At 46.3% G+C, this 13,777-nt stretch carries 12 protein-coding genes; 2 read left to right on the forward strand and 10 right to left on the reverse strand.

Annotation, left to right across the window (positions count from 1 at the left end):
- Positions 1–3 precede the first annotated feature (3 nt).
- Positions 4–1,338, reverse strand: a complete 1,335-nt coding sequence (locus Q0230_RS13370; RefSeq protein WP_298610653.1) for a peptidylprolyl isomerase — start codon at positions 1,336–1,338, stop codon at positions 4–6.
- The gene (locus tag Q0230_RS13375; RefSeq protein WP_298610654.1) at positions 1,325–3,499 is read right to left on the reverse strand and encodes an LPS-assembly protein LptD; all 2,175 of its coding nucleotides are present in this window, start codon (positions 3,497–3,499) and stop codon (positions 1,325–1,327) included. The genes Q0230_RS13370 and Q0230_RS13375 overlap by 14 nt, the downstream gene beginning before the upstream one ends.
- A gap of 227 nt (positions 3,500–3,726) precedes the next feature.
- On the opposite strand from Q0230_RS13375, the gene Q0230_RS13380 reads away from it, so the two are divergent.
- Positions 3,727–4,173 (forward strand): DNA-binding protein, encoded by a 447-nt coding sequence (locus tag Q0230_RS13380; protein ID WP_298610655.1) that lies wholly within the window; start codon positions 3,727–3,729, stop codon positions 4,171–4,173.
- A gap of 25 nt (positions 4,174–4,198) precedes the next feature.
- Here Q0230_RS13380 and dapE read toward each other — a convergent pair whose 3' ends face one another.
- The 8 genes from dapE to Q0230_RS13420 form a co-directional block, all read right to left on the reverse strand.
- A complete protein-coding gene (gene dapE / locus Q0230_RS13385; RefSeq protein ID WP_298610656.1) occupies positions 4,199–5,326 on the reverse strand; it encodes a succinyl-diaminopimelate desuccinylase in 1,128 nt (375 codons plus the stop codon).
- 38 nt (positions 5,327–5,364) lie between these two features.
- Positions 5,365–5,712, reverse strand: coding sequence for an ArsC family reductase (locus tag Q0230_RS13390; RefSeq protein WP_298610657.1), 348 nt, complete (start codon positions 5,710–5,712; stop codon positions 5,365–5,367).
- Entirely contained in the window at positions 5,712–6,083 is a 372-nt protein-coding gene (locus tag Q0230_RS13395; RefSeq protein WP_298610658.1) for a S24 family peptidase, read from the reverse strand. The genes Q0230_RS13390 and Q0230_RS13395 overlap by 1 nt, the downstream gene beginning before the upstream one ends.
- Before the next feature lie 3 nt (positions 6,084–6,086).
- Positions 6,087–7,526, reverse strand: coding sequence for a siroheme synthase CysG (gene cysG / locus Q0230_RS13400; RefSeq protein WP_298610659.1), 1,440 nt, complete (start codon positions 7,524–7,526; stop codon positions 6,087–6,089).
- A 36-nt stretch (positions 7,527–7,562) separates the two neighbouring features.
- Positions 7,563–7,799 carry a hypothetical protein gene (locus Q0230_RS13405; RefSeq protein WP_298610660.1) on the reverse strand — a complete coding sequence of 79 codons (237 nt, stop codon included), beginning with the start codon at positions 7,797–7,799 and terminating at the stop codon, positions 7,563–7,565.
- 86 nt (positions 7,800–7,885) lie between these two features.
- A complete protein-coding gene (locus Q0230_RS13410; RefSeq protein ID WP_298610661.1) occupies positions 7,886–8,746 on the reverse strand; it encodes a cupin domain-containing protein in 861 nt (286 codons plus the stop codon).
- Positions 8,743–10,110 (reverse strand): adenylosuccinate lyase, encoded by a 1,368-nt coding sequence (gene purB / locus Q0230_RS13415; protein ID WP_298610663.1) that lies wholly within the window; start codon positions 10,108–10,110, stop codon positions 8,743–8,745. Before purB ends, Q0230_RS13410 begins: the two co-directional genes overlap by 4 nt.
- A gap of 374 nt (positions 10,111–10,484) precedes the next feature.
- Positions 10,485–11,432 carry an ADP-ribosylglycohydrolase family protein gene (locus Q0230_RS13420; RefSeq protein WP_298610664.1) on the reverse strand — a complete coding sequence of 316 codons (948 nt, stop codon included), beginning with the start codon at positions 11,430–11,432 and terminating at the stop codon, positions 10,485–10,487.
- Between the two features lie 89 nt (positions 11,433–11,521).
- Between Q0230_RS13420 and Q0230_RS13425 the strand changes: the two genes are divergently transcribed.
- The gene (locus tag Q0230_RS13425) at positions 11,522–13,636 is read left to right on the forward strand and encodes a molybdopterin-dependent oxidoreductase (protein WP_298610665.1); all 2,115 of its coding nucleotides are present in this window, start codon (positions 11,522–11,524) and stop codon (positions 13,634–13,636) included.
- Positions 13,637–13,777 lie beyond the last annotated feature (141 nt).

Raw genomic sequence — 13,777 nt, forward strand, 5'->3', positions numbered from 1 at the left:
GGGTTACTTTAGTTGTAAGTTGGGTGCTGCACCTTGCAGGCGATAATCAATATAAGCGCCATTTCGTAAACTTTGCAACCAGGCTTTGTATTGTTCCTCTTCCTTGCGACCACCTAAATAACTCGTGGCTTTCTCACGAATTTGATCGGCGGATTGATCGGCTTGTTTACGCTCTAAGACTTCTAAAATATGCCAGCCAAATTGGGTTTGGAAAGGCTGACTCACGGTATTGGGGGCTTGTGTATTCATGGTTTGCTCAAAGGGCGCGACCATCTGCCCTGCTTTTGCCCAACCTAAATCCCCACCACGGGCAGCACTACCAGGATCATCTGAATTAGCCTTCGCTAATTGTGCGAAATCAGCGCCAGCTTGCAACTGCTGATAAATTTCATCGATTTTTTGCTTGGCTTCGGCTGGTGGATATTTCTGTGTACTGATCAGAATATGCCGTACATGGGATTCAGCAGCAGTTGCACGCTTACCCCCTTCGCGCTCTAAGAGCTTGAGAACATGGAAACCATTCTGGTCACGTACTACCGGTGAAATATCGCCTACTTGCATTAAAGATAAAGCACGCACAAAGGAGCTGGGTAAGGCGTCAGCCGCTTGCCAACCTAGGTCACCGCCATTATCTGCCGCATTATTATCAGAAAACTGCTTGGCCATACTGGAGAAGTCTTCGCCATTTGCCACCCGTTTTCTTAAGTCTTCAGCTTTATTGCGTGCGGCATTGACTTGTTCAATGGTTGCTCCATTCGGGGCAGTGATCAAGATATGCTGTAAACGATAACGCTCGCCGGCGGTAATTTTCTGGCTTTGGCTCGCGATTAAATCATTCACTTCCCGGTCAGAGACCGCGACTTTGCTGCCGCCCATTTGTTTACGCACTAAATCAGCGGTAATTTTGCGCCGAGTTTGCTCGCGTAAAGCAGCCATGCTGATCCCCGCTTTTTGCAAAGCTGCTTGGAAAGTACGCATATCCATCCGATTTTGCCGTGCAATACTGTCCATAGCCCGATCGACCGTCGCATCATCCACATTAATGCCATTTTCTTTCGCATATTGCGCTTGTAAGCGTTCAGTGACGAGTTCATCGACCGCAGCACGGGTTAGATCAGCACCCGCTAAACCTTTTCCAGCTTTGCTAGCACGGAGCATCTGCATGCGTTGCTGCACTTCGCTGTAGAGAATCACCTCACTATTCACCACAACCGCAATTTGATCTAAAGCTTCCGCATGCAGTGGATGACTCACGACCGCCAAAGCACCTATTAACAGTGCAGCAGGTAAGCATTTGCGCCAAGTGGTCGTCAAAGATTGGGTGCTATTTATAGCCATAAATTCGATTTTCCATCAAGTTACGTGTACCACTGCCGAAACTACCTAAACCTTTCAGTTCAAGCTCTACAAACACAGCATCATCATAAGTGGTATTGTCTGATAATAAATAATTGCGTGCCGCTAAGCGGCTTTTCCAACAACAGCTTTGATACTCAAGTCCCACTAAGGTTTCTAGGCTGCGATCATTTTTTAAGTCTTGCTCATGTGCCCCGACTAAGGTCCAGTTTTGAGTCACTGGAGTCGCAAAAGCAATTTGGGCTGATTCATATTCACCTTTGCGCTGACTATACCCTAAATTCAAAATCCGCTGCTTTTGATCTTGATAATTCACCCGTAATTGACTAGCTGATACTTGTTTAGCTTTCACATCGCCGAAAGCGGTTCCAGATACCCGTGTGGAGTCATTCAATTCACCCGCCATTTCCATCACGAGTTCAGAGCGTGAACCCGTTTTGGCGGTTTCATCCGGCAAGGTGACTTTGCGGTCTGAAAAATAATACATTTGTCCCACACTCGCACGGAAAATTTCCCGACCTTTATCTAACTCTTGAACTCGTGTGGTCAGTGAGGTGGAGAGACGGTTATTATCCGCAATTCGGTCTTTACCGGTGAAGTCATTATCAGTGAACAACTGGCTATAACTTAAAGTGCGCTCTGAAGAGTCAAAGACTGGAATAGCGGACTGATCACGGTAGGGTGTATAAGTGTAGTAAATGCGTGGCTCAAGCGTCTGTAAGCGTTTACCATCTTTTAAAGGACGTTCAAAGAATAAACCAGCATCTACCGCAGCCGTAGTTAAGGTTCGGGTAATGCTTTTATTAGTCGCTTGCTCTAGCTGATAGCTGGTTTGAGTGAGTTTCAGTTTTGGCTCAATGAAAGCAGCAGGATTCTCAAAGCGCTGTTTAAGCGTGACTTGAGTCGCTAAGCGATGTCCATTATCGTTTTTGTTCCGAGAAAAGTAAGTGTACTCACTGCTAGCACTAAGCTTAGGTGCATTCTCAGCCAGCTGGGGAGTCCAGGTGGCTTGTAGTTGTGGTAAGCGAGCATAGTTTTCAGAGCTACTGTCTAAGATTTGGTAACTTTGCGCTAAAGCAGAAAAATCCCATTCTTCATTATCACTGGTATAACTGAGTGTGCGCTCCAAATTAACGATACTGCTGACGGCAAGTGAATTGCCTAAATCATCAAAATAATCTTTGTCGGAAACACCAGCCGCTTGTAGCTTGAGCTGATTATGTTTATCAAACTGGCTTAGATGTTGAATATCAAAGTGATAGCGTAATTCATTATGACGCTCTTGATCACTGGGAAGTACATCATATTGTACCGTACCCCGCTGCAGTTCCGTCAAATAGCGAAATTCATTTTCTAACTGTAGGCCACGCTTACTGAGCATATTTGTGGTCGTAGTGAGGTCATAATTAGGGGCAAGATTCCAATAATAAGGCACACTGACGCGCAGGCCACTTTGCTCATTAGTACCAAAATTAGGCATTAAAAAACCTGACTTACGCTGATCAGTCAGTGGGAAGGAAAAATAAGGCAAATATAAAAAAGGACGGTCATGAATCTGCAGTGTGACTTGGCGCGCAGTGCCCTGCTCGGTACTACGATCTAGTTTGATATCTTCTGCTTTCAAGCTCCAGCTATTCACACCGACAGGGCAGGTTGTGTAGCTAGCATTTTTTAAGCGGGTTACTTGTGAACTTTCTTGAATCAGCTCACTACTAGCACCACGGCCGTCACTGCCATTTAATAGGTAAGCAACCCCAGTGAGACTACCTAAGCCACTATTTAAGTTGTACTCAAGTTCTTGGCCAGTCACATGGACAGTTGGGCTTTGGAAATTAACCGCTCCTTGCGCTAAAACCTTGCCTGTTTGGCGATTATAGAGCGCTTGTGTTGCGCTTAATTCCTGATCATTTTGGCTAATATAAACATGACCAGTCAGTTCTGAATCACCTTGCTCCCGAAACAGAGCTTGGTCAGCCTCTAGATAAATAGCCATTTTGTCTAAATTGGCAGGACGTAAAGGCTTAGTCTGTTTAATCGTTGATGTAGGGAGCGGGCAAGTTTCCCAAGAACTTTGGGCATACAGCAAACTCGGACTACAGGACAAACCCATCACGAGTAATCTCGCCTGAGATGAAAAAAACATGAATTTCCTTGATTTTTATGCTCTGTTCTAAGGGCATAACATCGCATACTCTGGATGAACAGACAATGTTTAACAAATGTAACAGTCTAACCGTAGAGAGATAGCGATGATGAAATTAAATAGAAATTTACATTTCGTAATAAATTTTACAAATAAAAATGTCTTGTGTAATATTTATCCATTGCGCTTGAGTGAACTCTGTATAAACTCAAATTAAGGGGGGCATTATGGAAAATGCATTGGGTGTGGTGTCATTTTACGATGATAGTTTAGATATGTCTGGCAATAATGGTGGGTCCGATGTGATGAATCAACAACCATTAAAGAAACGAGGGCGACCTAAAGGCGCTATTTCAGCAACTATCTCTGAGGTTAGGCAACAAGCTGCTGAAGAGAAACGGCAGTTAAAAAGTGAATATAGTAGTAAAATTGATCAATTACAGACTACAATTGAGCAACTGCAAGAACGTTATGAAGCGACCGTGGTACGTTTGGAGCAGGAATTAGACTTGTTGCGTAAACGTGATCTGTACTACCAGCAAGCTCTAGGTGCACGCCTAGAGGAAGTAGCAACGCATCTGTATGATACGTTGATTAATTGGGGCGATGCAGAGCTTGCAGAAGCACAGATTGATAAGCGTAAACGGGGTCGACCTCGTAAGACACTGAAATAAATTATAATTATAATCTTATCTAATATCAGAGGAGCAAATTTTCTAGTATCCTCTGATAGATTACTGTCAATTTTTCTAAATCACTAATGGCTACACATTCATTAATTTGATGGATGGTTGCATTGCAAGGCCCCAGCTCTACAACTTCTGCACCCGTTGGTGCAATAAATCTTCCATCTGAAGTTCCGCCAGATGTCGACAATTCAGTTTCAATATTAACTACTTCTTGAATGGCTTTAACCGTAGCACTAACTAAATTTCCACGGCCAGTTAAAAATGGATTACCTGATAAGCTCCAATCTAAGTAATAATTTGTTACATATTTATTTAGAATAGTTTCAGTGCGGAGTTTAATTTCGGCTTCAGTGAGTTCTGTAGAAAAGCGAAAATTAATTAAAGCTTCTAAACTTCCAGGTATAACATTATTGGCACCCGTACCCGAATTTAAATTAGAAATTTGAAAGCTAGTGGGTGGAAAAAATTCATTGCCATGATCCCAAACCTCGGCGGCTAACTCGGCGAGTGCGGGTGCGACCCGATGAATCGGATTGTCGGCAAGCTGCGGGTAGGCGACATGCCCTTGTTTACCATTGACAGTCAATTTGGCATTGAGTGAACCACGGCGACCATTTTTAATAATATCACCGAGTTGTTTAGAGCTAGAGGGTTCACCCACTAAACACCAAGTGATTTTTTCGTTGCGTGCTTCTAAAGTTTCCACGACTTTAACCGTGCCGTATTTAGAAGGGCCTTCCTCATCGCTAGTGATGAGCATAGCAATTGAGCCTTGATGCTCAGGGTGCTCGCGTACAAAGTTTTCAGCAGCAATCACAAAGGCAGCAATGCTACCTTTCATATCTGCAGCACCTCGCCCATAGAGCATACCATCGCGAATTTCCGGTTGAAAAGGCGCGCTTTCCCAAGCAGCTAACGGGCCAGTGGGCACAACATCGGTATGACCCGCAAAACAAAATACCGGGCCTTCGGTGCCACGGCGCAGCCAGAGATTTTCCACATCTTCAAAGTTTAAATATTCAGCTTTAAATCCTAAGGGAGCCAAGTGTTCAGCTATCAGCTGTTGGCAGCCATGATCGACAGGAGTCACTGAAGGTAAAGCAATCAGTTGCTGAGTAAGTGCTAAAGTATCTGACATGGTGGTTAGTTGTGGTTAAAGGAGTGGGAGAGTTTAGCTTAATTCTGAAACAGATTTTTCCATTCTTCAGGATCAAACCCCAAAATTCGGCGCGAACCTAGATCCAGCAAAGGACGTTTGATAATACTCGGCTGATCTTCCATCACGGCTAGCGCTAGGGTTTCATTCATGTTGTTGCGAGTGGTTTCTGGCAAATTGCGCCAAGTGGTGCCACGGCGATTGATGAATTGCTCCCAGCCTAGCTCGTCTACCCAAGCACGCAATTGGACTGGATTTAAGCCATCTTTGCGGAAATCGTGGAATTCATAGGCAATGGCACGTTCATCCAGCCATTGACAGGCTTTGCGTACTGTATCGCAGTTACTAATCCCATAAACAATGATCATTAGTCATACCATTTGTGATAAGAACGGCGCTTACCAGCACGCTGGGTGATAATCCCTTGAATTTGCTCAGGGCGAATTTCAAAACTCGGATAGTGAGCTTGCAAAGCCTCTAAATAATAGCGGCCTGCCGTGATGCGTAAGCGGCGAAAAATATACTCGGCTTGAGTATCTTTCGCAAATACGAAAGCACCATCCCGTACTATCCCTGTTGGATCGATAATAATAATACAACCTTGCGCAAATTCTGGCTCCATACTCTGATCAATCACTTGGAGCGCGAAAGGCTCAGATTCGGAGCAGCTACTGCCTTCGCTGATGTTTTGTTTAAAGCTATCGTCAACCGTAATTTTGATTTCTTTAAAACTGGTCATGCTCTATTCCTGTGGCTTTGGAGTGCGACTGAATTCACTAGCGGTGACATGACGTTCTGGCTGATACCAATGTAGTTTTTCATGCAGTTGCACTACTTCGCCGACGATGGTCAAGGTCGGGGCACGTACTGAACCTTGTTTTACCAACTCTGGCAAAGTGGCTAGTGTACCAATATGCACCCGTTGATTGCGGGTAGTGCCTTGCTCAATTAAGGCTGCTGGCATAGTGCTGGGGGTGCCATGCTTGATCAATTCACGGCTAATCACTTCAATTCCAGTTAGACCCATATAGAACACTACCGTTTGGCGTGGCTGAGCGAGTTTTTCCCAATCAAGATCAATGGTGCCATCTTTTAAATGACCCGTGGCAAAGGTACAGGATTGGGCATAATCGCGATGGGTTAACGGAATCCCTGCATAAGAAGCACAGCCTGAAGCAGCAGTGATCCCCGGCACGACTTGAAAAGGAATGCCATTTTCAGCCAAAGTCTCAATTTCTTCGCCGCCTCGCCCAAAGATAAAAGGATCACCACCTTTGAGACGTAAGACCCGCTTTCCCTGTTTGGCTAAACGTACCAACAGCGCATTAATCCCTTCTTGAGGAACAGCATGCTTAGACTTTTCTTTGCCGACATAAATACGTTCCGCAGTTTGGCTCGCCATCTCTAGAATCGATTTAGCGACTAAGCGGTCATAGACTACCACATCCGCTTGCTGCATTAAGCGTAGGGCGCGAAAAGTGAGTAAATCGGGATCACCTGGGCCTGCACCGACTAAATAAACTTCACCAACTGAGCTAGTGGCGTCCGCTTGAGTTAGTAACTCGTTCAGCATGTGCCGAGCTGCACTGACGTTACCGGCATAAACTAATTCAGCAAATGGACCTCGTAAGGTCTGTTCCCAAAATTGTTTACGCTGTTCAGGATCAGCAAAGCGTTGCTTGACTATTTCACGGTATTCTTCAGTGATCGCAGCTAATTGCCCACAAGATGAGGGAATCATGGTTTCCAATTTCATCCGTAATTGACGTGCTAAGACTGGCGAAGCCCCACCAGTAGACACAGCAATCATCACCGGTGAACGATCCACCACTGAGGGCAGAATAAAACTACAAGCCGCTTGATTATCAACCACATTCACAGGGACTTGTCGCGCATTAGCCAGCTCTGCAACCCGTGCATTAACAGTTGGGTTATTAGTGGCGGCAATAACGAGAGAATGACCTGCAATATCTTGGTCTTGGAATTCACGCGGCTGCCAAGTGGTTTGATTGGGGTACTGCTGCAAAAGATTGACTAGCTCACTATCCAACTCTGGCGCAATGAGTGTAGGTCTAGCACCACTTTGTAGGAGAGATTCGGTTTTACGCAGTGCTACTTTGCCTCCACCCACGACTAAGCACGGGCGCTGCTCTAAGCACATGAAAATAGGGTAGCGTTTCAATCTCAGATCTCCTAGCGGGTGACTGGTAAGGATGGCTTACTTTTCCCATTCCATCAACACAGGTTGCTCACGCTGTTCCTGTAAACGCTCTTCGGCCTCCAGTTGGTTGGCAGCGAAGATAAGTTTATAGCTGGCTTTATCACTGGGTGCAGCTGCTGCTCGTAAGCTACGTACTTGCTGGCGTGCTGCTTGATAAGCTGCATGAGTGCCTTGATGCTCCAGAGTTTTCAAGATTGGAGTGGTTTGAGTGATGCGAAAAACATAATAAGGCATGCGAACCTCAGATGGGAGCTGAATTCAACATTATTAGGGGCGAAGCGCCTAAGCGGCTATAGCCCCAAATGGAGATAGGCATGGATTTAGCCTAAAGTTTCCTGCAACCAACGACGAATCGCTGCCCGATCAGGCAGTGCCGCTAGGACAAATTCGGTCAAACGCTCTAAGTCAGCCTCGGCTAATTCGCTAGGGTCAGCTTGTAAACGGCGCTTAGGATCACGGAAGCGCTCTTGCATCTCTGGCTGCTCTAAAATCTGCCCTAATAAATCTTCCAATAAATCGGCACGGCTGGGCGCTCGAAAGCCAATCGAGTAGGTCATGCATTCACCGACAGCAACCCCGTAATGCGGCACATCGGGGGGCAAATACAACATATCCCCTGGTTCTAAGGTCCATTCCTCGTCGGCTACAAACTCGCGCATAATCCGCAAGTCAATATCAGGAATATAGTTATCTTCCGCGCAAGTCTGATGGCTAATTTGCCAGTGGCGTTGTCCTTGTGCCTGCAAAAGAAAAACATCATAGGCATCCACATGCGGCCCCACTGAACCGCCATCCACCGCATAACTAATCATCAGATCATCAATCCGCCAATCAGGAATAAAGCGGAAAGGTTCGATGATCTCGGCAAATTCAGGCAGCAATTTTTCAATATCATTCACCAGCAGCGTCCAATGCGTAGCGGGTAACTTATTGAAGTCCTTTTTACGTAAAGGCCCGTGGCGCACTTCCCAAGGGCTAGTGCCGCCTTTTTCTAGCACCAAACGTGCGGTATCCGTATCACAAGCCAAACCCGCTAATTCATTAGAACTAAGCGGTGATTGGAAATTGGGAAAGGCTTGGCGAATCAGCAGCGGTTTTTGCTGCCAAAAATCGCGCAAGAATTCTTCGGTGGAAAGCTCGCCTAACTGGGTGAGAGTCTGATTGGGTTGAATCAAGCTCATAGTTTTTTAGCCTGCGCGGCTGCATTTCCAATATAGGTGCTCGGTGTGAGTCTACTGAGTTCAGCTTTGGCAGCTTCGGGCATGTCTAAGTTGGCAATAAATTCGCGTAAGCCTTCAGGCGTAATGCGTTGCCCACGGGTTAAAGCTTTAAGCTTTTCATAAGGCTGCTCAATCCCATAGCGGCGCATGACGGTTTGAATCGGTTCGGCGAGCACTTCCCAATTCGCATCTAAATCGGCTTGCATACTGGCAGGGTTAGCTTCGAGTTTAGAGATACCTTTTAAAGCAGATTGATAAGCGATCAAACTGTGACCTAAGCCCACGCCTAAAGTACGTAGCACCGTGGAGTCAGTTAGATCACGCTGCCAACGCGAAATGGGCAGCTTCTGCGCTAAATGCGTGAGTAAAGCATTGGCAATACCTAAATTGCCTTCGGCATTTTCAAAATCAATCGGGTTCACTTTATGCGGCATAGTCGAAGAACCGACTTCACCCGCTACAACTTTTTGCTTGAAATGGCCTAAAGAAATATAGCCCCAAATATCACGATTGAAGTCGATTAAAATCGTATTAAAGCGCGCCACTGCATCGAAGATTTCTGCAATGTAATCATGTGGTTCGATTTGGGTGGTGTAAGGGTTCCAGTTTAGGCCAAGGCTAGTGACGAATTGCTCTGCCGTCGTTTGCCAATCGATATCGGGATAAGCACTCAAATGCGCATTATAGTTACCGACTGCACCATTGATTTTGCCAAGGTATTCACAGGTTTGGACTTGATCGAGTTGGCGCTGTAAACGATAAGCTACATTCGCCATTTCCTTACCTAAAGTTGTCGGTGAGGCAGCTTGGCCGTGGGTGCGTGAGAGCATAGGCTGGTCTGCATAGCGCTGGGCAAGGTCGCGAATCGCTGCCACCGTACGCTGCATTTCTGGCTCCATTACTTGGCGCATGCCACCTTGCAGCATCAGTGCATAGGAAAGATTATTAATATCTTCAGACGTGCAGGCAAAGTGAATGAACTCACTAATAGCCTTAAGTTCAGCTTGCTCAGCGACTTTATCCTTGAGGAAGTATTCAATCGCTTTCACATCATGATTAGTGGTGCGCTCGATGGCTTTGACAGCACGCGCATCTTCCTCATCAAAGTCTTGTACAACCTTTTCTAGAAACTCATTCGCGGCTGCTGATAAATCAGGAACTTCCGTAATGTGTGGATGGCGCGCGAGCATTTGTAGCCAACGAATTTCCACTAACACGCGGTGATAAATTAAACCGTACTCACTAAACCAAGGGCGTAGCTCAGCGGTTTTGCTGGCATAACGACCATCAACGGGGGCAAGGGCCGTGAGGGCTGAAAGTTCCATAGCAGATCCTATCGGGGAGTGATCGAAAGGGCGCTATTGTAACTGAAAATGCGGGGGAGGGGAGTCTCTAATCAATTCTCTGTAGTAGTAACAGCTATGAAAGAAAGTTGCCTAACGATATGCCCCAAGCACTTCAATCAAGCCCACGATATTATCGTTTAACGCTTCCAGCTCCTCTGCCGGAATCCACCATTTGGTATGAATCGCACCCCTACTTTTTGGATTTCATAATTTTGCTTGGCATAGGCTTCATTGGTAACTGGATAAAAAATCGATTGTTCTGGCAAGCATGGCGGCCAACGAGCGAAACCACTTTGCTCGATTAACACTAATTCTTTTGAACCAATAGGACGATACAGGGTGACTAATGCTAGTTACTTATAGTTTGATTTTAATAAATCAGCCAATAATGGCTCCACCAAATCCTTCCCGCGCAAAGCCTGCAGCCAACGTTCAGGAATCGCATGCACTCCATATTTAATCCCCGCCAAACCACCCGCAATACAAGCGGTTGTATCGGTATCGTGTCCAAGCGCAAGCGCAGCTTTTACCACATCTTCATAGCTATTCTCTTGCAACACGACCATGCGTACTGAATTCAAACTATCCACCACATAGCCGCTACCTTTGCCAAGTGGCATTTCATCAGGGCGAATATGAAGCTCCAATTCAGTATAAGCTTCGGAGTTTTCACCAAAAATATGCCGCAAAATCGTAACAGCATGTTCCCAAGCCAAGTCATCCTCATTTAATAAGCCGCGTGCCCATAAACAATACAAAGCACAGCAAACTTGCGAGCGCAAATGCCGGTGTGTCACCAAGGATTGTTGCTGTGCTAAATAAACCAATTCTTCATCAGTGCCTTGATGCCACAAAGCCAACGGTAATACGCGCATCAAGGATCCATTGCCATTAGCGGAGACATCCACTCCACCCGCTTGCTCTGGCACAATGCCAGCCATCAGTTTTCGAATCGCAGTAGCCGTTTGTACGCCCACATCAAACACCCGAAAATCCACTGCCATATAGCCATGCTCGTACCAGTTGATTAAGCGTCGCGCAAAATCTTCAAGCTGCAAACCCTTCTGGTTTAACAAGGATGCTAATAAAACCAAAGCCTGCGCCCCATCATCTGACCAAGTACCACAAGGTACACCAGCATGCGCTCGCCTAAATCCAGAGGGTGGTTGCATTTCAAGCTGTGCTTTAGGCGGCAAATCGGCTGGTTGATGAAACTCATAAGGCACACCCAACGCATCGCCAATTAATAAACCCCATAATCCGCCTTGAATGCGTTGCTTACGTGTTAATGAACCAAACATTGTTTTAGCACCTCTTAATTTTTAATGAAAAATGCATCCTTACTCACATTCGTTATTATACGCAGCATTCCAATAATGAGATGTCGACCATGACCAGCCCCAACACCATCAAGCACACCACCTGTTACGAGTGCGATGCTAACTGCGCTTTCACAGTGACTTTGAATGCGCAACAAGAAGCCATCGCGGTGGATGGTTTGCCAAATTGTCCACGTGGGCAGATGCAGTTGGAGCGGCAGTATCATCCAGAACGTTTGTTGTATCCCTTGAAGCGTGTGGGTGCTAAAGGGGCGGGGGAGTTTGAACGGATTTCTTGGGATGAGGCGCTGGATACGATTGTTGCGGAATTGAATAAAGCCAAAGCCAAATATGGTGCGCCTGCGGTGGGATTTTTCGCGGGTTATACCAAGGAGGCACGTCCGCAATTGCAGCGTTTGGCGCATGCCTTTGGTAGCCCGAATTATCTCACCGAATCCGGCTGTTGCTTCTCGGCCACGATGGTCGCGGAAAAACTGACTTATGGTTATAAGCTGAAAACCACGTCTACGGTCGAGTCACCTAAAACCAAATGTGTCTTGGTCTGGTCGACGAATGCTTCCGGCTCGATTCCTCCCTTTGAAAATCATCATTTAGCGAAAAAGAAGAAAAATCGCAAAATGATTGTGGTCGATCCGCGTCGCACCGAAACGGCTGAACTCGCGGATATTCACCTACAAATTCGCCCCGGCACGGATGGCGCTTTGGCACTTGGTTTCCATCATTTAATCTTTGAAAATGGTTGGCAAGATCAGGCATTTTTGGATGAATGGGCCAATGGTTTAGCCCCTTTTCGTGAGTATATTCGCGAGTTTACCCCCAGTCGTGTAGCTGAAATTTGCGGCATTCAAGAGATGGATTTACGTGCCGCAGTAGAAATGTTTGCTACGACTTTACCCTCGCAAATTGCGATGTCGCCCACCTCGACGGTGCAGCATAGCAATGGCTTTCAAAATCACCGTGCCATGATTCTGCTCTCTGCTGTGCTCGGCATGATTGACCGTGAAGGTGGGAATCGTTTTTTCAATGACAAAGTGCTACCCAAACCGATTGAGTTATTCGATGTTTGCGTGAATGAATTGCCGCCACGGATTGGCGACGAAGTATTCCCGATTTGGACGAAATATTGGCCTGCGGGACAAAGTATGCTGATGCCCGATTGTATTCTGGAGGGCAAACCACAGCCAATGCGGGCACTGCTGGCAATGGGCATTAATACCGCAATGTGGGCAAATTCTAAACGTATGGAACAGGCTTTAAGCACACTGGATTTCTTTGCGGTTTCTGACTTTTTCCATAATCCTGCCACCTTGCAAGCCGATATTGTCTTGCCTGCTGCGACCAGCATGGAGCGCCCCGCCTTAATTGCCTATCCGGGCTGTGCCTATCAGGGGGAAGTGAAATATCGCCATCAAGCTTTACCGCCACGCGGTGAGGCCAAACCGGATGGGCAGATTTTTCTGGAGCTGGGTGTGTGTTTTGGCATGGCCGAGCAATTCTGGCATGGTGATTTGGAAGCTTCATGGGCAGAAATGGCGCAAGGCTTACCCAAAGAAGTACGCGAAGAAGCCTATGCCAATCCTGAAGGCGTGATTGTTTATAGTCCGGTGATTGAGGAGTTGGTCGAGCGCGGTTTTTTGGATGCGGATCGGCAGTGGCGAATTAATGGCTTCAAAACCGCCACGGGCAAGATTGAATTCGACTCGGTCGAGCTGAAGCAAAAAGGCTATGATGGCTTACCAATTTATCGCGAACCAGCCGAAAGCCCGCTTTCTACCCCTGAGTTATTAGCGGAGTTTCCTTTAGTGTTAACCTCAGGTGGGCGGCAAAAATACTTCACCCATTCTCAACAGCACAATGTGGCACCGATGTTAAAACTCGATCCTTATCCGCGTGTACAAATCCATCCAAACGATGCAGCCGAGCGTCACATTCAAAACGGCGATACAGTAGAAATTAGCTCGCCGCGTGGCCAAGTGATTTTCCGCGCTGAAGTAACTGATAAGATGAAGCTAGGGGTGGTGCATGCTTTCCACGGCTGGAATAGTGCGAATATTAATGAACTAACGGATGATCAAAGCCTTGATCCGATTAGTGGTTTTCCGCCGTTTAAATCCTTGTTGTGTCAAATTAAGCGGGCTGCTACTGAACCGTTAGCCTTTGACTAAGTGATATATCTTCGTGAGCCACTTCGATTGTCCTATGCACAGTAGGACTCTGTGATTTTAAGGGTTAATTCGTGTTATCGTAGTTGAACTAACATCTTATGCCAGCAAGCACAGATAAACGTCACTAAAGCTTATGGTTGA

This window comes from uncultured Thiothrix sp. (genome assembly GCF_937876535.1).
Taxonomy (GTDB): Bacteria; Pseudomonadota; Gammaproteobacteria; order Thiotrichales; family Thiotrichaceae; genus Thiolinea.